This window comes from Streptomyces sp. B1I3 (genome assembly GCF_030816615.1).
GTDB lineage: Bacteria > Actinomycetota > Actinomycetes > Streptomycetales > Streptomycetaceae > Streptomyces.
This window is the reverse complement of sequence record NZ_JAUSYD010000001.1, coordinates 2,869,967-2,896,427: the sequence shown is the minus strand read 5'-3', so window position 1 is coordinate 2,896,427 and position 26,461 is coordinate 2,869,967. Positions and strand designations below refer to the sequence as shown.

Sequence of the window (26,461 nt, the reverse complement as noted above, 5' to 3'; positions counted from 1 at the left end):
TTCTCTCGCTCTCCACTAGGTCGTTGCGTCATACAAAGAATAAGTTAGAGACCCTAATGAATGCGAGCTACATCTAGTTCCTCCGGCTTTCCCCCGCGCTTCTCCCGGCCCGGGCCACGCTGCGGACGGGTGATCGTCCTTGACGCGACGACGACCGGAGAGGACCGTTGGGCGTTATGAGGGGCGAACCCAGTTGCCCGAAGTGCGGTGGCCGGGTCAGGGCGCCCGGTCTGTTCGCGGATGCCTGGCAGTGCTCGGCCCACGGCCAGGTGCACCCGATGCAGCCGGTGATCCCGCCCAGCGTGGAGGCGCTCGGTGTGGTCGTGCACAGGGCGCGGGTGCCTGTGTGGATGCCCTGGCCGCTTCCGGTGGGCTGGCTGTTCACGGGAGCGGCGTACGCGGGGGACGACCGCAGCGGCGGGCGCGCGACCGCGGTCGCCTGCTCGGGGCCCGGGCCGCTCGGCGGTCTGTGTGAACTGCTGTTCGTCGCCGAGGAGCTCGGGGTCGGACTCGGCGCGCGCTACGCCGGTATCGACGGCCTCGACCCCGGCGCCGGCCTGCGGCTGGACGGAGCCCCGGACGCCAAGCTGCTCGCCGCGGGGCGGCCCACCCCGCTGTGGCACGTCAAGGACACCCCCGACGACCGGGCCGTGTTCGCCGGTGAGGCGCGCGGCCTGTGGCTCTGGGCGATCGTCTGGCCCGAACGGTCCGGGCTCATGATGTACGACGACCTGGTGCTGACGGATCTGCGCGACGCGGGCGGGGAAGTGGACCTCGTGCCGTGCGGAGCGCTCACCCCCCGGCTGCTGACGCCCCCTTGAGCGGGCCGACGGCAGCGGCAGGCGGAGGGGTGGCCGCCGGTTATCCTTGAGCGTCCCCCCGTCCGTCAGTAGCACTGGAGTACGTCGTGCGCATCGATCTGCACACCCACTCCACCGCGTCGGACGGCACGGACACCCCCGCGGAACTGGTGGCCGCCGCCGCCGCGGCGGGCCTCGACGTCGTCGCCCTGACCGACCACGACACCGTGGGCGGTCACGCGGAAGCGGCAGCCGCCCTCCCCGAGGGCCTCACGCTCGTCACGGGGGCCGAGCTCTCCTGTCGTGTCGGCGGCGTCGGGCTGCACATGCTGGCGTACCTCTTCGACCCCTCGGAACCCGAACTGGCGCGCGAGCGCGAGCTGGTCCGGGACGACCGGGTGCCGCGCGCCCGGACCATGGTGGAGAAGCTCCAGGAACTCGGCGTCCCGATCGACTGGGAGCAGGTCGCCCGGATCGCCGGTGACGGCTCGGTCGGCCGCCCGCACATCGCGACCGCCCTCGTGGACCTCGGTGTCGTCGACTCGGTGTCCGACGCCTTCACCCCGCAGTGGCTCGGCAACGGTGGGCGCGCCTACGCGGAGAAGCACGAATTCGACCCGTTCGAAGCGGTCCGGCTGGTCAAGGCCGCCGGAGGCGTCACGGTCTTCGCCCACCCGCTCGCCGTCAAGCGCGGCGCCGTGGTGCCGGAGTCCGTGATCGCGGACCTGGCCGCCGCCGGCCTCGACGGCATCGAGATCGACCACATGGACCACGACGAGCCCACCAGGGCGCGGCTGCGAGGGCTCGCCGCCGAACTGGGGCTGCTGCCCACCGGGTCCAGTGACTACCACGGCACCCGCAAGACCGTCCGGCTCGGTGACTACACCACGGACCCCGAGATCTACGGCGAGATCACCCGGCGTGCCACGGGGGCGTTCCCTGTGCCGGGCGCCGGCGGACCGCTCCGCGAGTTCCGCGCGTAACGACCTCCCCCGACCGGCGAGTTCTCCCCGCGCCCGACGAGTTCCCCGCGCGTCCACCCTCCCCGCGCCCACCGCACCGCCGCCGCCTCCCGGCGTGCCCGGACGCCGTGGCGCCCGCCGGCCCGCGCACCTCCCTGTTCGACCCGTTCTTCTCTCGCAAGGCTCACTGTGTTCGACATCGCTGTCTTCGGATCCCTTTTCCTCACCCTTTTCGTGATCATGGATCCGCCCGGAATCACGCCCATCTTCCTGGCGCTCACCGCGGGGCGCCCCGCCAAGGTGCAGCGCAAGATGGCCCTGCAGGCGGTCTCCGTCGCCTTCGGCGTGATCGCCGTCTTCGGAGTGCTGGGCCAGCAGATCCTCGACTACCTGCACGTCTCCGTGCCCGCGCTGATGATCGCGGGCGGACTCCTGCTGCTGCTGATCGCGCTGGACCTGCTCACCGGCAAGACGGATGAGCCCACGCAGACCAAGGACGTCAACGTGGCCCTCGTACCGCTGGGCATGCCGCTGCTGGCCGGGCCGGGTGCGATCGTCTCGGTGATCCTCGCGGTGCAGCACGCCGACGGTTTCGGCGGACAGGCCTCCGTCTGGTCGGCGATCATCGCCATGCACGTCGTGCTCTGGCTCGCCATGCGCTACTCGCTGCTGATCATCCGGGTGATCAGGGACGGGGGAGTGGTCCTGGTGACCCGGCTCGCCGGGATGATGCTCTCCGCGATCGCCGTCCAGCAGATCATCAACGGGGTCACCCAGGTCATCCGGAGCTCCTGAACCCGGACGCCACAACGCCCCCGCTCGGGAACTTCCGTGCGGGGGCGCGTCGTCTTCTGCTCCTCATCCGCCTGACATCGGCGACGCGAGCGATGCAGGGCGTTATGAAGCCGACGTGTCGGCCGGCCGGATGTAGATGCGCTGGCCGATGGAGGCGGCCTGCTGCACGATCCGGTTGACGGAGGCGGCGTCCACGACCGTGCTGTCCACGGCGGTACCGTCGACATCGTCGAGTCGCATGATCTCGAAGCGCATGAGGCTTCCCTTCGTCTGATCCTCCTGCTGGAGAACTACTGGGGGGACGGCTTGCCGTCCGCAAGGATGTGGGGCCCGGGACGGTCCACGTCCCGTGCTCCACAAGTGGTGACAACGTCTTGCCCAGAGCAAACATTCCCTACGCTAAGGAAATTTTTTGGATGTCTAAGTACCAGCCGGTAACCGAGCATGCGCAGACGATGAGGCCCGTATGAGTCAGGCTGACACGCGGCCCGACGGAGGTCCCGACATCCGCGAGCAGCTGGGGCGCACCAACGAACTGCTCCAGCGCGTTCTCGCGGAGGTGTCGAAGACCCCCTCCACCCACGCGATCTTCGTGGACGCGGGATACGTCTACGCCGCCGCCGGACTGCTCGTCACCGGGACAGAGGACCGGCGCTCCTTCGACCTCGACGCGGAAGGGCTGATCGAGGCCTTCATCGACAAGGCCCGCACGATCTTCGCGGACAGCCGGCTCCTGCGCGTGTACTGGTACGACGGGGCCAGGCGCCGGATCCACACCGTCGAGCAGCAGGCCATCGCCGAACTCCCCGACGTCAAGGTCCGGCTCGGCAACCTCAACGCCAACAACCAGCAGAAGGGCGTCGACTCGCTCATCCGCACCGACCTCGAGTCCCTCGCACGCCACCGGGCCATCAGCGACGCGGCGCTCGTCGGCGGGGACGAGGACCTGGTGTCGGCCGTCGAGTCCGCGCAGGGCTACGGCGCCCGCGTGCACCTGTGGGGCATCGAGGCCGGGGAGGGGCGCAACCAGGCCGAGCCGCTGCTCTGGGAGGTCGACAGTCAGCGGACCTTCGACCTGGAGTTCTGCCGCCCGTACGTCACCCGGCGCCCCGTCACGATGTACGAGGACGACAGCCCGGCCCCGGCGCGCGAGGACGTCCGCTTCGTCGGCGCGCAGATCGCCGCCACCTGGCTCTCCTCACGCGGCCGGGAGGCCCTCGCCGACCTGCTGCCCGGGCACCCCTACCTCCCGGGCTCCGTCGACCAGGATCTCCTCGTCGAGGCCGAACGGCTGCTGCAGCACTCCCTGCGCGGCCACGCCCACCTCCGCCGGGCGCTGCGCGACGGCTTCTGGCACCACCTGCAGGCGCAGTACTGACGGCGCAGGCGTGGTGCCGGCCCCCCTGGCGCACCTGCGACCCAGGAGTGGCGGACCGGCCGGGGCGCGGCTCAGACGGACTCCCAGAACGAGACGAGGGCGTCCGCCGTCTCCCGCGGCCTGGCCGTGTTGGGGGAGTGCTCGGCCCCCTCGATCACGGTGCGCCGGGCCCCCAGCCGCTGCGCCATGACGTCGAGGAGCGGTACCGGCCACACGTCGTCGCTCTCGCCCGAGATCACGTGGACGGGAAGGGGCAGCGCGGCGAGCTCGTCCACCCGGTCCGGCTCGGCGGACAGCTGCGCGCCCGTGGCGATCAGCTGGGCCGGGTCGTGACGCATCCAGCGGCGGCGCAGATCCTCCCCGTCGCCGATGTCCGCGTCCTCCGGAGGATCCATGGCACGCATGGCCTGCCAGACCTCGGCCATGCTCCAGCGGCTCAGGGTGTCGGCGAGCAGGCGTGCCTTCTTCTGCTGGTCGGGGGAGATCTCGGCAGGACCGGACGACATCAGGGTCAGTGAGCGGAAGGGCGCGGCGTCCAGGAGGACCGCGGCGCGGGCGATCTGGCCGCCCAGGGAGTGCCCGAGCAGATGGATGCCTCCGGGCGCTCCGGCCGCTCCCAGGGCAGCGGCCTGCGCCAGCACGTCGCGCGCCAACTCCGCCTGGGAATAAGCATCTTGTCGGTCAGCCCCCGCGGTCTCGTACTGTCCGCGGCCGTCCACCGAGACGACCCGGACACCGGCGTCCGCGAGCGGTTCCAGCAGGGCGATGAAGTCCTCCTTGCTTCCGGTGTATCCGGGCAGGAGGAGCGCTGTGGAGTGTGCGCCGTCGGCCGGTGCGGCGTCCAGCACGGCGAAGTCGCCGCGTTCCGTGGACAGCGTGCGGGCACGGGCACAGGCGGGCGGGGCGAAGGTGGGAGGCCGGCTCATGGGCCGAGGCTATCGCCGGGCGGCGGATCGCGCCCAGGCAGACGTACGGCCCCGGCCCCCCGCGACGAGCGGGAGACCGGGGCCGTACGAAGAGGTGCTGCGGATCAGTTCCCGGGCGTCTCGGCAACCGTCGTGGCGCGGGCGCGGCGACGGCGCGGCTTCGCGGGCGCGTCCTCGCCCGTCGCCACCTCGGTGGTGACCGCGGCGGTCTCCGCCTTCGCGGCGGTACGCGGCCTGCGGCGGCGTACCGGCTTGGTCTCCGCCCCGTCCTCCGCCACGACCGGGGCCTCGGCGACGGCCTCGGTCCTCGGCTTGGTGGCGGCCCGGGGACGGCGGCGCGGCCTCGTCTCGGTCGCGGGCTCGGAGGCCGGAGCGATCTGGAAGTCCACCTCGTCGGCGGGCTTCATGACACGGGCACGCCGACGCGGCTTGGTGGCCACGGTCTCCACCGCCGGTGCGGTGACGGCCACGGTCTGGAAGTCGACCACGGGGTCGGCCGCCGGGGCGGCCTCGGCCGCTTCGGAGACCGGCTTCACCGCCGCACGGCTGCGGCGGCGACGCGGCTTCGCCTCGGCCTCCGCCTCCGCCTCCGCCTCCGCCTCGGCCTCGACCGGCGCGGCCTCGACGGCCACGGCCTCAGCGACGGCCGGTGCGGCCTTCACCGCGGTCGTCGCGGCCGGGGCCTCGGCCACGGCCACCGCCGAAACGCCCTCGGGGGCGGCGACACGGGTACGGCGCCTACGGCGCGGTGTACGCGGCTCCGCCGACTCGTCACCGGAGACCTCCGCCGACGGGGCGGGCACCGTCGCGGCGGCTTCCTCCATGCTGTCGCCACCACGCGTGCGACGACGCTGACGGGGCGTGCGCGGGGCACGCTCCTCGCGCGGTGCCGGGGCGGAGGCGGCGGACTTGCGGCCACGGCCGCCGGTCTCGCCGAGGTCCTCGATCTCCTCCGCCCGCAGACCCGCACGGGTCCGCTCGGTGCGCGGCAGGACACCCTTGGTGCCGGCCGGGATGTTGAGTTCCTCGTACAGGTGGGGGGACGTGGAGTACGTCTCGGGCGGATCCGGGAACTTCAGGTCCAGGGCCTTGTTGATCAACTGCCAGCGCGGGATGTCGTCCCAGTCGACCAGCGTGATCGCGATGCCCTTGGCCCCCGCGCGGCCGGTACGGCCGATGCGGTGGAGGTAGGTCTTCTCGTCCTCGGGCGACTGGTAGTTGATGACATGGGTCACACCCTCGACGTCGATGCCGCGCGCGGCGACATCGGTGCAGACGAGGACGTCCACCTTGCCGTTGCGGAATGCCCGCAGGGCCTGCTCACGGGCGCCCTGGCCGAGGTCGCCGTGGACCGCGCCGGACGCGAATCCGCGCTTCTCCAGCTGCTCGGCGATGTCGGCGGCCGTGCGCTTCGTACGGCAGAAGATCATCGCGAGTCCGCGGCCCTCGGCCTGCAGGATGCGCGAGACCATCTCGGGCTTGTCCATGTTGTGCGCGCGGTAGACGTACTGCGCGGTGTTCTTGACGGTCGTGCCCTCGTCGTCGGGCGAGGTGGCGTTGATGTGCGTCGGCTGCGACATGTAGCGGCGCGCGAGGCTGATGACGGCCCCGGGCATCGTGGCCGAGAACAGCATCGTCTGGCGCTTGGGCGGCAGCATCGTGATGATGCGCTCGACGTCGGGCAGGAAGCCCAGGTCGAGCATCTCGTCGGCCTCGTCGAGGACCAGGACGCGGATGTGCGAGAGGTCGAGCTTGCGCTGGCCCGCCAGGTCGAGCAGCCGGCCCGGAGTGCCGACGATCACGTCGACACCCTTCTTGAGGGCCTCGACCTGGGGCTCGTACGCCCGGCCGCCGTAGATCGCGAGAACGCGGACGTTACGGACCTTGCCGGCGGTGAGCAGGTCGTTGGTGACCTGCTGGCACAGCTCGCGGGTGGGGACGACGATCAGGGCCTGGGGCGCGTCCGTCAGCTTCTCGGGCGCCGCCCGGCCGGACTCGACGTCGGCGGGGACGGTCACACGCTCCAGGAGCGGCAGACCGAAACCGAGCGTCTTGCCGGTGCCGGTCTTGGCCTGGCCGATGACGTCCGATCCGGAGAGCGCTACGGGGAGCGTCATCTCCTGGATGGGGAAGGGGGACATGATGCCGACCGCCTCGAGGGCTTCGGCCGTCTCGGTAAGGATGCCGAGGTCGCGGAACGTAGTCAGGGTGCTGCCTCTTCTGTGAGACGCGGTCCGAGGCGAACGCTGGGGGTCGTACCGTGCCGGGGTTGGTCATCCGGCCGTGGATGGGCCGGGTGGCGCGGGACCACTGCCGTCGCTCGAGCGCTCGTGCCGCTGAGGGGGCCCCTCAGCTGCGGTCGTACATGGCGTACGCACCGCGTGGAGGGCTGTCGGTTCGGAGCCGATCGGGCCTCCGACCGGGCATCCTCATTCAAGGTCGCGCCCCTGGCACAGGAAAATGCTCAGTAAGCGCAATACCACTGTACCCCGGATTCGCGCATGTGTGTTGGGCGAATTCATCGGATCGGTGTGATGTCTTCTGTCGGGCAGGCCCCTCCGCCCCCGGGGAGGCGGGCTATTCTGCGCTGCATGGAGACGCCTGACAACGCCACTGAAGCATCCGACGAAGCCCCCGCACCCACCGGTATCGCCGCCCAGGACTGGGAAACGGCGTCCGCCGACGCGCAGTACCGAGCCGCGGTGGTGGATCTGCTCGGCGCACTCGCCTACGGGGAGCTCGCGGCCTTCGAGCGGCTCGCCGACGACGCGAAGCTGGCGCCGACACTCGGGGACAAGGCGGCACTGGCGCGGATGGCGTCCGCCGAATTCCATCACTTCGAGCAGCTGACCGACCGGCTCACGGCCATCGACGAGGAGCCGACCGCGGCCATGGAGCCGTTCGCCAAGGCGCTCGACGACTTCCACCGCCAGACCGCCCCGTCGGACTGGCTGGAGGGACTGGTCAAGGCGTACGTCGGCGATTCGATCGCCAGCGACTTCTACCGTGAGATCGCCGCACGCCTCGACGAGAACACCCGCTCCCTCGTCCTCGCCGTGCTCGACGACACGGGGCACGGCAACTTCGCGGTCGAGAAGGTGCGCGCCGCCATCGAGGCGGAACCCCGGGTCGGCGGACGCCTCGCCCTGTGGGCGCGCAGGCTGATGGGTGAGGCGCTCTCCCAGGCCCAGCGGGTGGTCGCGGACCGCGACGCCCTGTCGACGATGCTCGTCGGGGGAGTGGCGGACGGCTTCGACCTCGCGGAGGTCGGCCGGATGTTCTCCAGGATCACCGAGGCGCACACCAAGCGGATGGCCGCGCTGGGCCTCGCGGCCTGACCGGCCGCCTGCCTACTGGGCCGTCACGGACCGCACCGGCCGGCTCCGGCGCGGGCGGATCAGCAGGGACAGCGTCACCGCCCCGACCAGCACGGCACCGGCACCGGTCGCCAGGGCAGGGCCCGAGTCCAGGCTCGAGTGGGTCAGATAGGCGCCGAACAGCGCGCCGAGTGCGCCGGTGAGAAACACCCTGCGAGGGGACGGCAGCCGGTCCGGCAGGGAGTGGAGCGCGACCCAGGACAGGGCGAGCCCGAGCAGGACGGAGCCGATGATTTCCCAGAACACAGCAGGTCACCTCGCTTGACTGCGCGCGGACGTTCGGTCCTAGGCGGTACTACCCGGGGCCTGCGGAACGCAATCCTCCTCCGGGCGCGGGGGACACCTCCGGGCGACACGCTCCGGGCGCGGGGGACACCTCCGGGCGGCACCGTGGGACGAGAAGGCGGAGGCCCGGCGGTTGTCCGCCGGGCCTCCGCCCTGTCCGTTGCGTCTGTGCGTTGCGCCGGGCGACTACAGCGCGCCGAAGCCCACCCGCCGGGTGCTGGGCTCGCCGATCTCGACGTATGCGATCCGATCGGTCGGCACCAGAACCTTGCGGCCCTTGTCGTCCGTGAGGCTGAGCAGCTGCGTCTTGCCGGTGAGCGCCTCGCCGACCGCGCTCTCGACCTCTTCGGCGGAAAGCCCGCTCTCCAGAACGATCTCCCGGGGTGTGTGCTGCACCCCGATCTTGACCTCCACGGCTATGTCCCTCCGACGGTCCGTCTCTGCGCGGTGAACCGCGCCGTACGCAGCACACACTAGCCCGGTGGAGGACCCGACCACGGGTCGACCGGCAACGCCCGCAGCGAACACCGGCGGACACCACGGCCGGGGACCGGCCGTGGGCGGTCCTGCGACGAGGACGCTCAGTGCTGGTCGATGCCGTGCAGCGGGAAGCCCGCGATCCCGCGCCAGGCGAGGGAGGTCAGCAGCTGGACCGCCGTGTCACGCGGAATGGTGGAGCGGCTGGAGAGCCAGTAGCGGGCCACCACCTGCGAGACACCGCCGAGGCCGACCGCGAGCAGCATCGACTCGTCCTTGGACAGGCCCGTGTCGCCCGCGATGACGTCGGAGATGGCCTCCGCGCACTGCAGCGAGACACGGTCGACCCGCTCACGCACCGCCGGCTCGTTGGTCAGGTCGGACTCGAACACGAGACGGAACGCGCCGCCCTCGTCCTCCACGTACGCGAAGTAGGCGTCCATCGTCGCCGCCACGCGCAGTTTGTTGTCCGTCGTCGAGGCCAGCGCCGTGCGGACCGCCTGGAGCAGCGACTCGCAGTGCTGGTCGAGCAGCGCCAGGTAGAGCTCCAGCTTGCCGGGGAAGTGCTGGTAGAGCACCGGCTTGCTCACCCCGGCCCGCTCGGCGATGTCGTCCATCGCGGCGGAGTGGTAGCCCTGCGCGACGAATACCTCCTGCGCAGCGCCCAGCAGCTGATTGCGACGGGCGCGGCGGGGCAGGCGAGTGCCCCGCGGGCGCGCTGCCTCTGTCTGCTCGATGGCTGTCACGCCGCCTCCCAATTGTGTGTTCAAACGCAGCAGAAAACGTGCACGCTGCGCCATGGGGCCATCGTACTTTTGAGTAACCCGGGTGTGCGCGGCGCGAACGCAGAATTTCACGGACCGGACGGCTGGGGAAGCCGCAGATCTGCGCGGTCGTAGCAGAAAGCGGGACGTACTACCGGTAATCGTCCTCATCCAGTCTGACCACGCGGCTCTGCTCCGCGGCGTCCGCCTCGTTCGCCACGTCCGGGTCGATGTCGGTGAGCGGTTCGTCGCTCTCCGGCCGGACGTCGGCCTGCTGCTCCGCGGAATCGGCCTCGGGGGCTTCCGGGTCGGGCTCGTCGGGCCGGGGGTCCTCGAACGTGTCTGGATCGGTCGGGTCGACCGTCATGGTGGCTCCCTTCCTTCCCTTGCAGGGTAGGAGCTACCCCTGGGGGGCGCTATGCGGCCTGTGACCGCGAACACGTCAACCGGTGCGTGATCGTCTCGTAATATTGCCGCATGTCTTCGACCGAGCTGCCCGGTACCCGCGCCGTCGCTGCCGCCATGGCTCCCACGGTCAGTGCCGTCCGGGTCGCGGAGGGTGAGAAGCTGCGCTCCGTCGAGCTGCCGGGTCTCACGCTGACCGTTCGTTCCCGGCCGGGCCGGTCGACGGGGCCGGCGCCTGCCCTCTACGTGCACGGGCTGGGCGGCTCCTCGCAGAACTGGTCGGCGCTGATGCCGCTGCTGGCCGACGTGGTCGACGGCGAGGCGGTCGACCTGCCCGGCTTCGGGGACTCCCCGCCGCCGGACGACGGGAACTACTCGATCACCGGACACGCCCGGGCCGTGATCCGGCTGCTGGACGCCGGGCGGCGCGGGCCCGTCCACCTTTTCGGTAATTCGATGGGCGGTGCCGTTGCCACCCGTGTCGCGGCGGTCCGTCCCGACCTCGTGCGCACCCTGACGCTGATTTCCCCTGCTCTGCCCGAGATCCGGGTGCAACGGCCCGCCGTCCCCACGGGGTTGCTCGCACTCCCGGGCGTCGCTCCCCTGTTCTCCCGGCTCACCCGGGACTGGACCGCGGAACAGCGCACGCGCGGTGTCATGGCACTCTGTTACGGCGATCCGGCACGAATCTCCGAGGAGGCCTTCCGCCACGCGGTGGCCGAGATGGAGCGAAGGCTGGAACTGCCGTACTTCTGGGACGCCATGACGCGCTCGGCCCGGGGCATCGTCGATGCCTACACCCTGGGCGGACAGCACGGGCTGTGGCGCCAGGCCGAGCGGGTGCTGGCACCGGCCCTGCTGGTGTACGGCGGAAGGGACAAGCTCGTCTCGTACCGGATGGCACGCAGAGCGTCCGCGGCCTTCCGCGATTCGCGGCTGCTGACACTGCCCGATGCGGGGCACGTGGCGATGATGGAGTACCCGGAGACGATCGCCCAGGCGTTTCGGGACATGCTCGACGAACGCGGCGGGAGCTGATCCGGGGCGTGGGACGACACAGTCGTAAAGGGCCCGAGCTCGCGGGGCGGGACACGGGGGCCGCGGCCGCTCCCGGCGGTGCACGCGGTGAGGCCCGGGAAGGCAGCGGCCGGCGCAGGCGGGACGCCGCGACGGCGGCTGCGGGGAACGGGCACGGTCCGTTCCACGACGTCCCGCCGGCCCGCGGCGGGCATCCCGAGCAGCGTGAGCCCGGTGGCGGCTGGGGGACCGGTCCGCAGTCGCGGCACGAAGGCCGGGAGGGCCAGGCCGGCGCCGGATCGGAACTGCACGCGCGGCAGGCCGTGGCGCGGCAGCTGTCGGCCCAGCAGACGGCGCAGCGTGCGGCCGAACGCCGTACGGCACCGGAGTCGCGTCCGGCCGGCTCCCCGCTGATACCGGGCCCGCGCAAGGAGTTCCTCGACGCGTTCGGGGCGGCCGGCCCGCGCATTTCGCCGCCCGTACGAGCCGGTGGCGGCGCCGGGGCCCCCGGCGGACCGGACGACGCCGACGGTGTCCCGGACGGTGGTGGCGGCCGGGTCTCCAAGGGAGGGAAGGGCCGCACCTTCACCGGGATCGCGGCCGCGGCGGTGACCACGGTGCTCGCCGTCGTGGTGGCCGGACAGGTGGCGCAGGAGCCCGGCGGCGGCCGGGGCGTCCCGCAGGCCGCGGGCGCCGACCGTGAGGGCTCCAAGGACGCCTCCCGCTCGGAGGAGCGTCCGACCCCCCAGGCCGGGCGGCCGGAGGTCAAGACCCTCACCTACGCGGAGAGGATGGCAGTGCCCTACCCCCTCGCACCCGACCTGAAGGCGTCGGGGAAGTTCGAGGCGGTGCCGGGGCTCGCGAAGGCGCCGGGCAAGGGGCGCAAGTACCGCTACCGGGTCGATGTGGAGCAGGGGCTGGGTCTCGACGCCGGGCTCTTCGCCGAGGCGGTGCAGACGACGCTGAACGACGACCGGAGTTGGGCGCACGGCGGTGCCATGACCTTCGAGCGGATCTCTTCCGGCGAACCGGACTTCGTGATCACCCTCGCGAGCCCCGGCACCACCGGGGTCTGGTGCGAGAAGTCGGGCCTGGACACCACCGAGGACAACGTCTCCTGTGACTCCGCCGCCACGGACCGCGTCATGATCAACGCCTACCGCTGGGCGCAGGGCGCCTCGACGTTCGGCCCGGACAAGCTGCTGATCTACCGTCAGATGCTCATCAACCATGAGGTCGGCCACCGGCTGGGGCACGACCACGCGAGTTGCCGCACACCCGGAGCCCTTGCCCCCGTGATGCAGCAGCAGACCAAGACGCTGAATCTGAAAGGGATCAAGTGCAGGCCCAACCCCTGGGTGTACCCGGGTAGTTGAGCCGCGACGGGGCCGCCGTGTCCGTATCGTGGGACGAGCGTCTCATTCCGCGTTGACACAGGGGAACATGTCGTCCATATTTCTCGGCATGTCACGCGAACCCGCATCCTCCGAGCGCGCCGCCATCGAGCTGGCGCTCCTCGGCGTGGCCGGGTTCTGCGTAGCCGACATTCTCTGTCGCTGACGCCTGCTCGAGCGCGCGTCGACCCCCTGGCGAGTCATTTTCCGGCTCCCACGGCCTCCTGACCACCGCGCCCGGGCGTACTCCGTCCGCAGGCGCGGCCTCGCTGTATCCGGTCCTCCCCCGCCGTCCGGGGGCGGAACCCTCGTTGCGCCTGCGCGGCCCCTTCCACCCTTCCCCGCCGCAGCACACCGAGAGGTCCTCCGATGAGTCAGCCGTCCGTCATACCGCGCCGCGTGGCAACCGCCGCCGCTGTCAGCCTCGCCCTGGTCGCCGGCCTCGCGGCCTGCGCCGGGCCCCAGGACAGCGGGGGCAGCGGTGGATCCGGTGCCTCGGGCACGCCGCACAAGGGCGGCACCCTCACGGTCCTCAACAGCAATCCGCAGGAGGACTTCGACCCGGCGCGGCTCTACACCTCCGGGGGTGGCAACGTCCCCTCCCTGGTCTTCCGTACGCTCACCACCCGCAACCGCGAGAACGGTGCCGCGGGCGCACAGGTGGTCCCCGACCTCGCCACCGACCTGGGGACACCCAGCAAGAACGCCACCGTCTGGACGTACACCCTCAAGGACGGCCTGAAGTACGAGGACGGCACCGCGATCACCAGCGCGGACATCAAGTACGGCATCGAGCGGTCCTTCGCCGCCGAACTCTCCGGCGGCGCGCCCTACCTGCGTGACTGGCTGATCGGCGGAGCCGACTACCAGGGCCCCTACAAGGACAAGAAGGGCCTCGACTCGATCGAGGTGCCGGACGCGAAGACGATCGTCTTCCACCTGAACAAGCCCGAGGGCGAGTTCCCGTACCTCGCCACCCAGACCCAGACCACCCCCGTGCCCCAGGCCAAGGACACGGGCACCAAGTACGAGGAGCACCCCGTCTCCTCGGGGCCGTACAAGGTCGTCTCGAACGAGAACGACGGCGAGCGGCTCGTCCTGGAGCGCAACCCGCACTGGTCCGCGGCCACCGACGAGGAACGCAAGGCCTACCCGGACAGGATCGACGTCCGCTCCGGCCTCGACTCCGCCGTCATCAACCAGCGGCTCTCCGCCTCCCAGGGCGCCGACGCCGCCGCCGTCACCACCGACACCAACCTCGGCCCGGCCGAGCTGGCCAAGGTCTCCGGCGACAAGAAGCTCGCCGCCCGCGTCGGCACCGGCCACTTCGGCTACACGAACTACATCGCCTTCAACCCGAAGGTGAAGCCCTTCGACGACCCGAAGGTGCGCCAGGCCATCTCCTACGCGGTCGACCGCTCCTCCGTGATCAACGCGGCGGGCGGCTCCTCGCTCGCCGAGCCCGCCACCACCTACCTGCCGAACCAGAAGTCCTTCGGCCACACGCCCTACGACCACTTCCCGGCGGGCGAGACGGGCAACGCCGCCAAGGCCAAGGAACTGCTGAAGGAAGCCGGCTACCCCAAGGGTCTGACCGTCCCCCTCACGCACTCCAACGACAAGGACTTCGAGACCGGCCCGGAGATCGCCACGGCGCTCCAGGCCGCCCTCAAGAAGGCCGGCGTCACCGTCGAGCTCAAGGGGCTGGAGGGCAACGACTACTCCGACACCATCCACAGCGCGTCCAAGGAACCGGGCTTCTTCCTCGCCCACTGGGGAGCCGACTGGCCCTCCGGCGGCCCGTTCCTCGCACCGATCTTCGACGGCCGCCAGATCGTGAAGGACGGAGCCAACTTCAACACCGGCTTCCTGAACGACGCGTCGGTCAACAAGGAGATCGACGAGATCAACAAGCTCACCGACCTGGACGCCGCCGCCCAGCGCTGGGGCGCGCTCGACAAGAAGATCGGCGAGAAGGCGCTGACGGTGCCGCTCTTCCACCCGGTCTACAAGCGGCTCTTCGGTCAGGACGTCAAGAACGTCGTCATCAGCGACTGGACCGGCGTTCTCGACATCTCGCAGGTCGCGGTCAAGTAACCATGTCCGAAGCACTTCTGGTCCAGGAGGCGGGAGCGGCACCGGTCGCCGCCCCCGCCTCGGGGGCCCGGCAGTTCTGGCTGCGGCTGCGCGCACAGCGCGCGGCCGCCGTCGCGGCGGCCGTGGTCCTCCTGCTCCTCCTGACCGCGATCGGGGCGCCACTGCTCGCCGCGCTCGCGGGACAGGACCCCGACACCTACCACCCCGACCTCGTCGACTCGGCGGCCGGCGGGGTCCCTATCGGCTCCTTCGGCGGCATCGGCGCGGACCACTGGTTCGGCGTCGAGCCGCAGACCGGCCGCGACCTCTTCGCCCGCGTCGTGTACGGAGCCCGGGTCTCGCTCGGCGTGGCCGTCGCGGCCACCGTCCTCCAGGTCGCCATCGGCGTGGTCGTGGGGCTCGCGGCCGCCCTCGGCAACCGCTGGGTCGACCAGGTCCTCAGCCGGATCACCGACATCAACGTCGCCCTGCCGCTCATGGTCATCGCCCTGGGCCTGCTCGCGATCGTGCCGGCCTCCTTCCCACGGCCCGTCCTGATCGCGCTGGTCATCGGCGGCATCAACTGGGCGGGCACGTCGAAGATCGTGCGTGCCCAGGCGCTCGCCCTGAAGTCCCTCGACTTCGTCTCCGCGGCCCGGCTCGCAGGCCGCGGACGGTGGAGCATCGCCCGGCGCGAACTGCTGCCCTCGCTCGCCGCGCCCGTCATCACCTACGCCGCACTGCTCTTCCCCGTCAACATCACCGTCGAGGCGGCCCTGTCCTTCCTCGGCGTCGGCATAAAACCGCCCACACCGTCCTGGGGACAGATGCTCACCGAGGCCGACACCTGGTACCAGTCGGACCCCACCTATCTCCTGCTGCCCGCCGGGCTGCTCTTCGTCACCGTGCTCGCCCTCACCGTGCTCGGCGAGGGCGTCCGTACGGCACTCGACCCACGGGCCGCCTCCCGGCTGCGGATCGGCAGCGGACGCAAGGAGCGCAAGGAACCCACGAAGGAGCAGGCATCGTGACCGGGTTCCTGCTGCGGCGGCTCGGCGGCGCCGTCTTCGTCCTCCTCTCGCTGACCGTCGCCCTGTACGCGGTCTTCTACGTGGCACCGGGCGACGTGGCCCAGATCGCCTGCGGACCACGCTGCTCCCCCGCCCAGGTCGCCCAGGTGACCGGGCAGCTCCGGCTCGACGACCCCGTGTACACGCAGTACTGGCACTTCCTCCACGGCATCGTGGCCGGACGGGACTTCTCCACCGGCACCGGCGTGGAGCACTGCTCCGCACCCTGCCTCGGGGTCTCGTACCAGAGCGATCAGCAGGTCATGCAGCTGATCCTGGCCGAACTGCCGGTCACCGGATCGCTCGTCATCGGCGCCTTCGTCCTGTGGATCCTGCTCGGCGTCGGTACGGGAGTGCTGTCCGCCTGGCGGCGGGGCCGGATCACCGAGCGGGTCCTGACCTGGCTGACCCTGGCCGGGACGACCACGCCGGTCTTCGTCATCGGGTTGCTGCTCATCATCATCTTCTGCTCCACCCTGCGGTGGCTGCCGTCGCCGACCTATGTGCCCTTCACCGAGAACCCCGAGCAGTGGGCCTGGGGGCTCCTGCTGCCCTGGGTGTCCCTGGCACTCATCGAGTCCGCCAAGTACGCCCGGCTGACCAGGAGCTCCATGCTGGAGACACTCGCCGAGGACCATGTGCGCACCTTCCGCGCCTACGGCGTCGGCGAACGCGCCATCATCGGACGGCACGCGCTGCGCGGCGCGCTCGCACCCGTGATCGCGCTCAGCGCGCTGGACATCGGCAGCATGTTCGGCGGCGCGGTCCTGACCGAGTCCCTCTTCGGGATCCCGGGCATCGGGCGCGAACTGGTCCACGCCGTCAAGGTCGTCGACCTGCCCGTGGTCGTCGGCATGGTGCTGGTGACCGGCTTCTTCGTGGTGATCGCCAATGCCGTCGCGGACATGCTGTACGCGCTGGCCGACCGACGGGTGGTCCTGTCATGACAACACCGCTGGTCCAGGTCGAGGACCTCACCATCGACTTCGGTACCGTCCGCGCCGTGGACGGTCTCTCCTTCACCCTGGAGGCGGGGGCCGCCCTCGGCGTCGTCGGCGAATCCGGCTCCGGCAAGAGCGCGTCCGCCTCCGCCCTGCTGGGGCTGCACAGGGGCACCGGGGCCCGGGTCACCGGGACGGTCCGCGTGGCCGGCACGGATGTGGGCACGGCGGACGAGGCCGAACTGCGCGCGCTGCGCGGCGCGAAGGTCGCGATGGTCTTCCAGGACCCACTCTCCTCGCTCGACCCGTACTACACGGTCGGTGACCAGATCGCCGAGGTGTACCGGGTGCACAACTCCGTCTCCCGGCGGGCGGCACGGGCCCGGGCCGTGGAGGTCCTGGACCGGGTCGGCATCCCGGACGCGGCCCGCCGCGCCCGGTCCCGGCCGCACGAGTTCTCCGGCGGCATGCGGCAGCGGGCGCTCATCGCGATGGCCCTGGCCTGCGAACCCCGGCTGATCGTCGCGGACGAGCCGACCACCGCCCTCGACGTCACCGTGCAGGCCCAGATCCTGGACCTGCTGCACGACCTGCGCCACGAGACGGGCATGGGGCTGCTGCTGGTCACCCACGACGTGGGCGTGGCGGCGGAGAGCGTGGACGACGTGCTGGTGATGCAAGGCGGGCGCGCGGTCGAGCGCGGCCCGGTCGCCGAGGTGCTCGGCTCGCCCCGGCAGCCGTACACCCGTCAGCTGCTGGCCTCGGTGCCCCGGGTGGACGAGCGCCGGGTGGCCGGCATTCCGGGGCCGCGGGCCGCCCGCCCGGGGAGCACGCCGCTGCTCGAAGCGGTCGGGCTGAGGCGCGAGTTCGGCCGGGGCGCCGGCCGGGTCGCCGCCGTGGACGGGGTTTCGCTCACCGTCCACGCGGGCGAGACCCTCGGGATCGTGGGCGAGAGCGGCAGCGGCAAGACGACCCTCGGGCGCATGCTCGTGCGGTTGCTCGATCCGACGGCGGGCGGCCTCCGGTACGGGGGGACGGAGATCGGCACCCTCTCGGAGAAGGGGATCCGCCCCTTCCGCCGCGAGCTCCAGATGGTCTTCCAGGACCCGGTGGCCTCGCTCAACCCGCGTCGCCCGATCGGCGAGTCCGTGGCCGATCCGCTGCGCGCCGCAGGGGAGATGGACGAGACCCGGATCCGGGGCCGCGTGTGCGAGCTGCTGGAGCGGGTCGGCCTCGAAGCCGGCCGGTACGAACGCTATCCGCACGAGTTCAGCGGCGGGCAGCGCCAGCGGATCGGCATCGCGCGTGCGCTCGCCGCCGAACCGAAGCTGATCGTGTGCGACGAGCCGGTCTCCGCGCTCGATGTCACCACCCAGGCCCAGGTGCTCGCGCTCCTCGCGGAGCTGCAGCGGGAGCTGGGCATCGGCCTCGTCTTCATCGCCCACGACCTGGCGGTCGTACGCCAGGTCAGCGACCGGGTGGCGGTGATGCGTCAGGGCCGGATCGTCGAGCAGGGTGCGGTCGACGAGGTCTACGGCTCGCCCCGGGACCCGTACACGAAGCAGCTGCTGGCGGCTGTCCCCGCACTCGATCCCGCACGCGCCGCGCACCGCCGTGCGACCCGCAAGGAGCTGGCCGAAGCCTGACTCCACGTAACCGGACGGCCCCTTATCGCGACAGAACGCAACGGGGGCGGGAAAGTTACGACGGTTCACCCCTTTCGGTGGTGCGACGGACAACCGTCCGTCGCACCACCGTCGCATCCGCTTACGGTCGTCCCGCTGCGAGTCGCCGATCAACGGCGGCCGCCCACACGGAAGATCGGGGGTGTGCTCGTGCGGATCGGACTCCTCACGGACGGTGGTTATCCGTATGCGACCGGTGAGTCCAGACTCTGGTGCGACCGCCTCGTACGCGGTCTTCCCCAGCACGAGTTCGACCTCTACGCCCTCAGCCGCTCGGCCCATCAGGAACAACAGGGCCGGGTCAGGCTCCCGGACCGGATCGGCCGGGTGCGGACGGCGCCGCTGTGGACGGACCACGAGGGCTTCGGGCGCGGAGGCCGCCCGCGCGGACTGACGGGCCGGCTCGCCACCGGTCTCGGGCGCGCGTACGGCCGGCGGGACAGACGGCGCTTCACGGCCTACGTGTCGGCGCTCGTCACGTCCGTCTGCGCGGGCCCGGAGGCCGGGCCGGAATCCGACGGCGCCGGCGCCGCGGCGGCGGACCTGTTCACGGAGGGCCTCTACGGCCTCGCCGAGCTGGCCCGCGAGGGCGGTGGACTGCCCACCGCCCTGCGCACCGAGGCGACCGTACGCATCGTGGAGTCGGCCTGCCGTGCCCCGGGCACCGGACGGACCGTCCACGGCGCCACCGTCCCCGACTACCTCGCCTTCGCCTGTGAGGTCGAGCGCGCGCTGCGCCCGCTCTCCCTCGACTGGTACGACGAGGACGGCCTCGGGGCGGTCGACCTCTGCCACGCGGCGTCCGGCGGCGCAGCGGCCCTGCCGGGGCTGCTGGCCAAACGCTTCTTCGGGGTGCCCCTGCTGGTCACGGAACACAGCGTGCCGCTGAGGACGCACTACCTCGCGGGGCCCGAGACCCCGTACAGCACGCCGGTGCGCGCCCTCCTGGCCAACTTCCACGCGCGGCTCGCCTCCGAGGTGTACCGGCAGGCAGAGGTGATCACGCCCGGCAACACCCACGTCCGGCGCTGGCAGGAGCGCTGCGGAGCCGACCGCGGGAAGCTGCGCACGGTCTACCCGGGCATGGAGGCGGAACGCTTCCGGCCCGTGGGGGAGAGCGACGACCGAGGCGGCCCGGACACCCTGGTGTGGATCGGGCGCATCGAACCCGCCAAGGACCTCCTCGCACTGCTGCACGCCTTCGCCGAGGTGCGCAGGGCCGAACCGGACGCGCGGCTGCGGATCTTCGGCGCCCCCGTCCGGTCAGGCGAGGGCGAGACCTACCTCGCCCGGTGTACGGCACTCGCCGCCCAGCTCTTCCCCGACGAGGCCACGGATGCCCACGCGGTCGGGGACAATCCGGTCACCTTCGAGGAGATCGGCGGGCCCGAGGTGCCCGACCTCGCCGAGGCCTACGCGGCCGGCGGTGTCGTCGTCCTGTCCAGTGTCGTCGAGGGCTTCCCCATCAGCCTGGTCGAGGCGATGTTCTGCGGCCGCGCCACCGTCTCGACGGATGTGGGCGCGGTGGTGGAAGTCGTCGGAGGCACGGGGCTGGTGGTCCCTCCGCGCAATCCACGGGCGCTCGCCGACGCCTGTGTCGCGCTGCTGCGCGACCCCGAGCGGCGCGCACGCCTGGGAGCGGCGGCGCGCGCCCGCGCACTCGAACTCTTCACCGTCGAGCAGAACCTGACGGCGTTCCGTGGCATCTACCTGGACCTGGCGGCGCACGCCCCGGCCCGGTGGGTGGCGGAGACGGCTCCGGCAGACCCGGGCGGTCCGCCCCGCCCGTTCGCGACACCACCCGAGGCCCATGTGCTGGACCACCGGAGTGCCGTTCCGGTCGCCTCCGCGGCGCCCCGCAGGCCCAGTTGGGCGATCGGGGCCGAGGGCGTCTGCGCGACCGCGGGCCGGGCGGGGGACGGCGATGCGTGACGACGCGGCAGGCCACGACGACGGAGGAGCCTCCATGGGCGGACCGGCCGGTGCTCCTGACCAGGAGTTCGGGGGGCCGGAACACAGGCACGCGGACCTCGTCCCCCTGGCAGCGGCGGCTTCGGGGGCCGGCGGATCCGCCGTTGCCGGGGGGACCGCCGTGGAGGAGGACCACCCGGATCCGAGTGACCTCCTCGCGGGCGACGGGGGAGAGGGCGACGTCGCGGGCGAGGGCCACGCAGCAGTCCGGGAAGCCGTACGGGCCCCCGAGATCGCGTACCACCCGGCGCGCAGGCCGCCGGTGCGACGCGGACCTGCCGACCCCGTGAAGGTGCTCATGCACCGGCACCGCGAGCTGTGCGAGCGGGCCGTCGACCCCCTGGAGATCGCCGCGGGCCTGGAGGCCCACGGCCTCACCGACCGCACTGCCGCCCGCTACCGCCACCGCGACGTCTTCTCGCTGGCCGAGGAGCTCTACGCCCGCGCACCGCGCGCGGGGCGGACTGTGTCACCCCCGCCCCCGGAGCGGGGGCCGGACCCGCAGGCACGGTCCGGCTGGACGCTGCTGGCGCTGCTGCCCGGCGCCGCGTGCCTCGCGACCGCCGGGGTGCTGCGGGGCACCGAGGGAGTGCTCGGAGGGGGCGCGCGCTTCGCGGTGACCGCCGTCGGAGCGCTGCTCGTCCTGCTCGGCCTCCGGCTCTGTCTGCGCACCGGCCCGCTCCGGGCCTCGGGCGGCGTCGGCGGCGTCACGCCGTACGTCTGCTGGCTCCTCGGATACGCCGTGTACGGCGAGGACCTGCTGTCCCAGGTCATCAGCGGCGGCCCCGACGGCCACTGGCACGCCGACCCCGCTCCGCTGCTCGGGCTCGCACTCGCCGTCGTGCCCGCCGCCTGGTGCGCCCATCTGTTCTCCGCACACGCACGCCACCGGCTGACCGGGAGCCACGCCCTGGCGGACTTCGGCGCCGGTGTGCGCCCCCTGCTCCTCGGCGTCGTCGCACTCTTCCTGTGCGCGACGACCGCACTGCTGCACCTCGCAGGTCTCGGCCACGCAGGCGACGGCGCCCTCCTCGCCCCGGCCGCCCTCGGCGCCCTGCTGTTCCTGGCCCGCCTGCTGGCCGTCCACGACTTTCCGGAACCCGCCGCCACCGGCCTCGCGGCCGCCTGCGCCGTCGAGATCCTGGCTCCCTTCCTCGTCCTGGCCGGGCGGCTGCCCGGCCTCGACCTCCTCGCACGGCCCGTCGACGCCGTCGTCCGCGAGGCCGGGGCGGGCGGCGTACCCGCCCTGGCCTGCGGCATCGCCGCCTTCGGGCTGCTGATCCACGCATCGGTCACCCTCTCCCGGGCATCCGCCCACGCCACGGCATAGCCGCCCACCCCAGTCCCGCGGAGCCGACGCCGCGGGACCCCCCACCGCACACACACACCTTCCACAAGGAGACACCGGACATGACCCCCCAATCCCCCGCACCGGCAGCCCGCCGTCGGCACCGAGGGGGCGCGCGATGAGGGTTCTGCTGCTCGGAGCCAACGGATTCCTCGGCCGCTTCGTCGCCGACCGCCTGCTCGCCGATCCTGCCGTGCACCTCACGGCACTCGGCCGCGGCGACGACGCCGACGTGCGCTTCGACCTCGCGAGCGGCAGCCCCGGAGCGCTCACCCGCTTCCTGGACGCCGTCCACCCCGGAGTCGTCGTCAACTGCGCCGGTGCCACCCGCGGCGGTGCCCGGGACCTGACCCGTCACAACACCGTGGCCGTCGCCACGGTCTGCGAGGCCATGCGCCGCAGTGGCTGCAGCGCCCGGCTCGTCCAGGTCGGCTGCGCCTCCGAGTACGGCCCCTCCCAGCCCGGCTCGTCCACCGCCGAGGACGCGGTGCCCCGCCCCGGAGGGCCGTACGGCGTCAGCAAACTCGCCGCCACCGAACTCGTCCTCGGCTCCGGCCTGGACGCGGTGGTGCTCCGGGTCTTCTCACCGGTCGGGCCCGGCACCCCGGCGGGCTCCCCGCTCGGCCGGCTCGCCGAGACCATGCGCCGCGCCATGCAGTCCGGGGACGCCGAGCTCAAGCTCAGCGGTCTCGGGGTCCAGCGCGACTTCGTCGACGTACGGGACGTGGCGCGGGCCGTGCACGCCGCCTCGCTCTCCGCCGCCCAGGGAGTCGTGAACATCGGCACCGGCAGGGCCGTCCGGCTGCGCGACGCGGCGGCGGTCCTCGCCAGGGTCGCCGGGTACATGGGCGCCCTGCACGAACTCGACACGCCACCCGGCCGGCTCCCGATCGGCGCCCCCCGCGCCTCGACGGAGTCCGTCGTCGAGCACCTGGCGGCGACCCCGTCCCCCTACCCCGACGGATGCGGAGCCTGGCAGCAGGCCGACGTCCGCACCGCGCGGGACCGGCTCGGCTGGCGCCCCAGGATCAACCTGGAGGAGTCCCTCGCCGACATCTGGATGGAGGCGGCATGCCGTATCTGACCAGCACCGGGGCCCTCCCGCGGACCGGCGGCGCCGAACAGCTCGGAGTCGGCGTCCCCGGCTACGCCCATCCACTGCTCGCACCCGCGGAGTGGGCCGGACTGAACCGCCCGGGCACCCCCCTGCACTGGGCCGCCCTCAACATCGACAACGGTCCGGGCGCCCGACCCGACCCGCACTGCCTCGACGCGGCCGGCCGTCTGCGCAACGCCCGCGCACGAGCCCTGCACAGCGAGGCCCCGCACGACACCGTCCGGGCGGCCGGGGGCAGGTTGCTGGGCCACCTCGACCTCGCCCTCGGCAGCCGCCCCTTCGGCGAGCTGGTCGCGGACGCCCGGTCCTTCCTCGACTGGTACCGCGTCGGCGGCTTCTACCTCGACCGCTGCCCGGCCGAGCGCAGCGGTCTGCCGGCCGTCCGCCGTCTCACCAGCACGCTCGCCGCGCTCCTCGGAGACAGCGACAACGCGGACGAGGAGGGTGGGCTTCTGGTGCTGGGGCTCGGCACCCACCCGTATCCGGGCTACGCGGAGGCCGCCGACCAGCTCGTCACCTTCCGGGGCCCGTGGACCGACTACCGCTGGTCGCAGGTGGCCGAGTGGACCGCCGCGTACGACCCGGGCCGCTTCGCCCACTTCGTCCACGGGGTCCCGCGCACCCACCTGGAGGAGGCCGTGCGGATCGCCCGGTGGCAGGGCGCGGGCACGGTCTTCTTCACCGACCGGGGCGACGCGAGGGGACATACCGACCCATTCGCGGCACTGCCCAGCTACTGGGACGAATTCGTCTCGCGGATCGGACCCGGTATCTCGGAATGAGGAGCGGCGTGGCAGTGTTACGGGAGAACAACCGTACGTAGATGAAGTACGTAGAAACCGACCACCTGCATTGTTGAGGTTCCTGTGTCGCTGCCACCCTTGGTCGAGCCAGCTGCTGAGCTCACCGTCGACGAGGTCCGCAGGTACTCCCGCCACCTGATCATCCCGGATGTCGGGATGGACGGACAGAAGCGGCTGAAGAACGCGAAGGTGCTCTGTGTCGGCGCCGGCGGCCTCGGCTCGCCGGCCCTGATGTACTTGGCCGCGGCCGGCGTCGGCACGCTCGGCATCGTGGAGTTCGACGAGGTCGACGAGTCGAACCTGCAGCGCCAGATCATCCACAGCCAGGCCGATATCGGCAAGTCCAAGGCCCAGTCGGCCAAGGAGACCGTGCAGGGGATCAACCCCCTGGTGAACGTGGTCCTTCACGAGGAGCGGCTCGAAGCCGACAACGTGATGGACATCTTCGCCCAGTACGACCTGATCGTGGACGGTACGGACAACTTCGCCACCCGTTACCTCGTCAACGACGCGGCCGTCCTGCTGAACAAGCCCTATGTCTGGGGCTCGATCTACCGCTTCGACGGCCAGGCGTCCGTCTTCTGGTCCGAGCACGGACCCTGCTACCGCTGCCTCTACCCGGAGCCGCCGCCCCCCGGCATGGTTCCCTCCTGCGCCGAGGGCGGTGTCCTGGGCGTGCTCTGCGCGTCCATCGGCTCCATCCAGGTCAACGAGGCCATCAAGCTGCTCGCTGGTATCGGTGACCCGCTGGTCGGCCGGCTGATGATCTACGACGCCCTGGAGATGCAGTACCGCCAGGTGAAGGTCCGCAAGGACCCGAACTGCGCGGTCTGCGGCGAGAACCCCACCGTCACCGAGCTCATCGACTACGAGGCCTTCTGCGGCGTCGTGTCCGAGGAGGCGCAGGAGGCGGCGGCCGGATCCACGATCACTCCGAAGCAGCTCAAGGAGTGGATCGACGGGGACGAGAAGATCGAGATCATCGACGTCCGCGAGCCGAACGAGTACGAGATCGTCTCGATCCCGGGCGCCAAGCTGATTCCGAAGGACCAGTTCCTCCTGGGCAACGCCCTGCAGGACCTCCCGCAGGACAAGCGCATCGTCCTGCACTGCAAGACCGGTGTCCGCAGCGCCGAGGTCCTCGCGGTCCTCAAGTCGGCGGGCTTCGCCGACGCGGTGCACGTCGGCGGCGGCGTGATCGGGTGGGTCCACCAGATCGAGCCCGAGAAGCCGGTCTACTAGGCCGAAGCCGCACACCCGGCCGACCTGGCCCGTGCGCAGGAAGGGGCCGGCTCCGCACCCGCGGAGCCGGCCCCCTTCGCGTGCTGCGGCGTCAGGAGCAGGTGTGCCCGTCCGCCGGAACCTTCCCGTCGAGGAAGTAGGCGTCGACGAGCGCGGTCACGCACCCGCTCCCGCCGTACGAGCCGTGCCCCTCGCCCTCGTTGGTCACCATGATGCCGACGCCTTCGCCCAGCTCGTCCGCCATCCTCCGTGCGCCCTCGTACGGGGTCGCCGGATCGCCGGTCGTGCCGATGACCAGTACGGGAGCGGCACCCGGCGCACTCGCCTCCGGGGTGTCGCGCTCCCCGTCGACCGGCCACCGGGCACACCATCCGGCCGTGTCCCACGCGAGGAACGGGCCGAAGACGGGTGACACCTCCCGGAAATCGGGAAGCAGCGCCCGTGCCTCGGCGGCCGTCGGTCGCGCCTTGGTGTCGGCGCAGGAAATCGCCCGCTGCGCATGGTTCTGGGTGTCGTAGTGCCCGGTCGCGTCGCGGCCGTTGTACGAGTCGGCCAGCTGGAGCAGCCTGTCGCCCGTGCCTTCGTTCTCGGCCTCGTCGAGCGCCTGGGTCAGCGCCGGCCAGCTGGTCCGGGAGTAGAGCGGCGTCACGATGCCGGTGATGGCGAGATTCTCGTTGAGTGCACGGCCCGATGCGGTCGGCAGCGGCTCCCGGTCCACCCGGCGCAGCAGCTCCACCATGCGCCGCGTCCCCGCCTCCGGGTCCTGGCCGCGGTCCGACAGGTAGTTCTCCAACGCCCGCTGGAAGCCCGCGGCCTGGTTGCGAGCGTGCCCCACCGTGTCCGCCGTCGGGTCGACGACGGCGTCCAGCACGAACCGTCCCACGTGCTCAGGGAAGAGGTGCGCGTAGGTGCCGCCGAGCTCGGTGCCGTACGACATACCGAAGTAGGTCAGCTTCCTGTCACCGAGCGCCCGCCGGATCGCGTCCATGTCCCGGGCGGCGTCGTCGTGCCCACATGGGGGAGCACGGTGCCGGAGAGGCGCAGGCAGCCGGCGCCGAAGTCCGCGCCGTCCTCGACGAAGGCGGTCTCCTCCGCGGCGGTGTCCGGGGTCATGTCGACCTCGCGATAGGCCTTCTCCTGCTCGGCGTCGTCGCGGCAGCGCACCCCGGCACTGCCCGCGACGCCGCGCGGGTCGAAGCCCACCAGGTCGTAACGGGTGTTGAGTCCGGTGTACGCGGCGGCGGCGCGCGGCAGGATCCCGACGCCGGAACCGCCGGGACCACCGAAGTTGAAGAGCATGGAGCCGAGCCGCTCGCCCCTCCTCGTGGCTTCCTTGCGGATCAGCGCGATGCCGATCGTGCCCCCGTCCGGCTCCGCGTAGTCCAGCGGCACGTCGACCGTGGCGCACCGCCACTCCGAGCCGGGAGCGGTGCCGCCCTCCGGGGCCTCGCAGCGTTCCCAGTCCAGCTGCCCGGACGAGGTCGCGGTGGGATCCGGGGTGGTGTCGCAGCCCGCGAGCACCCCCGTCACCACCAGCACAGCCCCGGCCAGGACCGCGGCCTGCCGCACCCCTGCGCGTACGCCCATCCGTATCCCCCTCCCCTGCCCCGAGGGCGATGCCCCGCAGC

The 26,461-nt window shown here is 71.9% G+C and carries 24 protein-coding genes and 1 pseudogene; 17 read left to right on the top strand and 8 right to left on the bottom strand.

Features of this window, described 5'->3' with window-relative positions; translation table 11 throughout:
• Window positions 1–176 precede the first annotated feature (176 nt).
• The 3 genes from QFZ58_RS13050 to QFZ58_RS13040 all read left to right on the top strand — a co-directional run bounded on the left by QFZ58_RS13050 (window position 177) and on the right by QFZ58_RS13040 (window position 2,557).
• Complete coding sequence (locus QFZ58_RS13050) at window positions 177–821, top strand: DUF6758 family protein (RefSeq protein ID WP_307125091.1); 645 nt, start codon at window positions 177–179, stop codon at window positions 819–821.
• Between the two features lie 86 nt (window positions 822–907).
• Window positions 908–1,783 (top strand): PHP domain-containing protein, encoded by an 876-nt coding sequence (locus QFZ58_RS13045; protein WP_307125090.1) that lies wholly within the window; start codon window positions 908–910, stop codon window positions 1,781–1,783.
• 168 nt (window positions 1,784–1,951) lie between these two features.
• Window positions 1,952–2,557 carry a MarC family protein gene (locus QFZ58_RS13040; protein ID WP_307125089.1) on the top strand — a complete coding sequence of 202 codons (606 nt, stop codon included), beginning with the start codon at window positions 1,952–1,954 and terminating at the stop codon, window positions 2,555–2,557.
• Window positions 2,558–2,659: 102 nt separating this feature from the next.
• Here the strand turns inward: QFZ58_RS13040 and QFZ58_RS13035 are convergent, their stop codons facing one another.
• Complete coding sequence (locus tag QFZ58_RS13035; RefSeq protein WP_307125088.1) at window positions 2,660–2,812, bottom strand: hypothetical protein; 153 nt, start codon at window positions 2,810–2,812, stop codon at window positions 2,660–2,662.
• A gap of 211 nt (window positions 2,813–3,023) precedes the next feature.
• On the opposite strand from QFZ58_RS13035, the gene QFZ58_RS13030 reads away from it, so the two are divergent.
• A complete protein-coding gene (locus QFZ58_RS13030; protein WP_307125087.1) occupies window positions 3,024–3,935 on the top strand; it encodes an NYN domain-containing protein in 912 nt (303 codons plus the stop codon).
• 71 nt (window positions 3,936–4,006) lie between these two features.
• Here the strand turns inward: QFZ58_RS13030 and QFZ58_RS13025 are convergent, their stop codons facing one another.
• Window positions 4,007–4,861, bottom strand: a complete 855-nt coding sequence (locus tag QFZ58_RS13025; protein ID WP_307125086.1) for an alpha/beta fold hydrolase — start codon at window positions 4,859–4,861, stop codon at window positions 4,007–4,009.
• A 104-nt stretch (window positions 4,862–4,965) separates the two neighbouring features.
• Entirely contained in the window at window positions 4,966–7,002 is a 2,037-nt protein-coding gene (locus tag QFZ58_RS13020) for a DEAD/DEAH box helicase (RefSeq protein WP_307125085.1), read from the bottom strand.
• A gap of 441 nt (window positions 7,003–7,443) precedes the next feature.
• On the opposite strand from QFZ58_RS13020, the gene QFZ58_RS13015 reads away from it, so the two are divergent.
• Window positions 7,444–8,199 carry a ferritin-like fold-containing protein gene (locus tag QFZ58_RS13015; protein WP_373428658.1) on the top strand — a complete coding sequence of 252 codons (756 nt, stop codon included), beginning with the start codon at window positions 7,444–7,446 and terminating at the stop codon, window positions 8,197–8,199.
• Between the two features lie 12 nt (window positions 8,200–8,211).
• Here QFZ58_RS13015 and QFZ58_RS13010 read toward each other — a convergent pair whose 3' ends face one another.
• The 4 genes from QFZ58_RS13010 to QFZ58_RS12995 all read right to left on the bottom strand — a co-directional run bounded on the left by QFZ58_RS13010 (window position 8,212) and on the right by QFZ58_RS12995 (window position 10,131).
• Window positions 8,212–8,484 (bottom strand): hypothetical protein, encoded by a 273-nt coding sequence (locus QFZ58_RS13010; RefSeq protein WP_307125083.1) that lies wholly within the window; start codon window positions 8,482–8,484, stop codon window positions 8,212–8,214.
• Window positions 8,485–8,709: 225 nt separating this feature from the next.
• Complete coding sequence (locus QFZ58_RS13005) at window positions 8,710–8,937, bottom strand: DUF3107 domain-containing protein (RefSeq protein WP_307125082.1); 228 nt, start codon at window positions 8,935–8,937, stop codon at window positions 8,710–8,712.
• Between the two features lie 167 nt (window positions 8,938–9,104).
• Window positions 9,105–9,746, bottom strand: a complete 642-nt coding sequence (locus tag QFZ58_RS13000; protein WP_307125081.1) for a TetR/AcrR family transcriptional regulator — start codon at window positions 9,744–9,746, stop codon at window positions 9,105–9,107.
• Window positions 9,747–9,915: 169 nt separating this feature from the next.
• Window positions 9,916–10,131, bottom strand: coding sequence for a hypothetical protein (locus tag QFZ58_RS12995; protein ID WP_307125080.1), 216 nt, complete (start codon window positions 10,129–10,131; stop codon window positions 9,916–9,918).
• 110 nt (window positions 10,132–10,241) lie between these two features.
• On the opposite strand from QFZ58_RS12995, the gene QFZ58_RS12990 reads away from it, so the two are divergent.
• The 12 genes from QFZ58_RS12990 to moeZ all read left to right on the top strand — a co-directional run bounded on the left by QFZ58_RS12990 (window position 10,242) and on the right by moeZ (window position 24,833).
• Window positions 10,242–11,207: an alpha/beta fold hydrolase gene (locus tag QFZ58_RS12990; protein WP_307125079.1), complete on the top strand. Its 966-nt coding sequence runs from the start codon at window positions 10,242–10,244 to the stop codon at window positions 11,205–11,207.
• A gap of 8 nt (window positions 11,208–11,215) precedes the next feature.
• A complete protein-coding gene (locus QFZ58_RS12985; protein WP_307125078.1) occupies window positions 11,216–12,562 on the top strand; it encodes a DUF3152 domain-containing protein in 1,347 nt (448 codons plus the stop codon).
• Window positions 12,563–12,629: 67 nt separating this feature from the next.
• Window positions 12,630–12,746, top strand: coding sequence for an Ms4533A family Cys-rich leader peptide (locus QFZ58_RS34465; protein ID WP_373428545.1), 117 nt, complete (start codon window positions 12,630–12,632; stop codon window positions 12,744–12,746).
• A 203-nt stretch (window positions 12,747–12,949) separates the two neighbouring features.
• Window positions 12,950–14,677, top strand: coding sequence for an ABC transporter substrate-binding protein (locus QFZ58_RS12980; protein WP_307125077.1), 1,728 nt, complete (start codon window positions 12,950–12,952; stop codon window positions 14,675–14,677).
• A gap of 2 nt (window positions 14,678–14,679) precedes the next feature.
• Complete coding sequence (locus QFZ58_RS12975; protein WP_307125076.1) at window positions 14,680–15,687, top strand: ABC transporter permease; 1,008 nt, start codon at window positions 14,680–14,682, stop codon at window positions 15,685–15,687.
• Window positions 15,684–16,673, top strand: a complete 990-nt coding sequence (locus QFZ58_RS12970) for an ABC transporter permease (protein WP_307125075.1) — start codon at window positions 15,684–15,686, stop codon at window positions 16,671–16,673. The genes QFZ58_RS12975 and QFZ58_RS12970 overlap by 4 nt, the downstream gene beginning before the upstream one ends.
• Window positions 16,670–18,313 carry an ABC transporter ATP-binding protein gene (locus tag QFZ58_RS12965; RefSeq protein WP_307125074.1) on the top strand — a complete coding sequence of 548 codons (1,644 nt, stop codon included), beginning with the start codon at window positions 16,670–16,672 and terminating at the stop codon, window positions 18,311–18,313. Before QFZ58_RS12970 ends, QFZ58_RS12965 begins: the two co-directional genes overlap by 4 nt.
• A 189-nt stretch (window positions 18,314–18,502) precedes the next feature.
• Complete coding sequence (locus QFZ58_RS12960) at window positions 18,503–20,284, top strand: DUF3492 domain-containing protein (RefSeq protein WP_307125073.1); 1,782 nt, start codon at window positions 18,503–18,505, stop codon at window positions 20,282–20,284.
• A gap of 34 nt (window positions 20,285–20,318) precedes the next feature.
• Window positions 20,319–21,653, top strand: coding sequence for a hypothetical protein (locus QFZ58_RS12955; RefSeq protein ID WP_307125072.1), 1,335 nt, complete (start codon window positions 20,319–20,321; stop codon window positions 21,651–21,653).
• A gap of 136 nt (window positions 21,654–21,789) precedes the next feature.
• Window positions 21,790–22,755, top strand: a complete 966-nt coding sequence (locus QFZ58_RS12950; protein WP_307125071.1) for an NAD(P)-dependent oxidoreductase — start codon at window positions 21,790–21,792, stop codon at window positions 22,753–22,755.
• Window positions 22,743–23,570: a spherulation-specific family 4 protein gene (locus QFZ58_RS12945; protein WP_307125070.1), complete on the top strand. Its 828-nt coding sequence runs from the start codon at window positions 22,743–22,745 to the stop codon at window positions 23,568–23,570. Before QFZ58_RS12950 ends, QFZ58_RS12945 begins: the two co-directional genes overlap by 13 nt.
• Before the next feature lie 84 nt (window positions 23,571–23,654).
• Window positions 23,655–24,833, top strand: a complete 1,179-nt coding sequence (moeZ, locus tag QFZ58_RS12940) for an adenylyltransferase/sulfurtransferase MoeZ (RefSeq protein ID WP_307125069.1) — start codon at window positions 23,655–23,657, stop codon at window positions 24,831–24,833.
• Between the two features lie 91 nt (window positions 24,834–24,924).
• Here the strand turns inward: moeZ and QFZ58_RS12935 are convergent.
• A pseudogene (locus QFZ58_RS12935) lies at window positions 24,925–26,420 on the bottom strand (alpha/beta hydrolase).
• Window positions 26,421–26,461 lie beyond the last annotated feature (41 nt).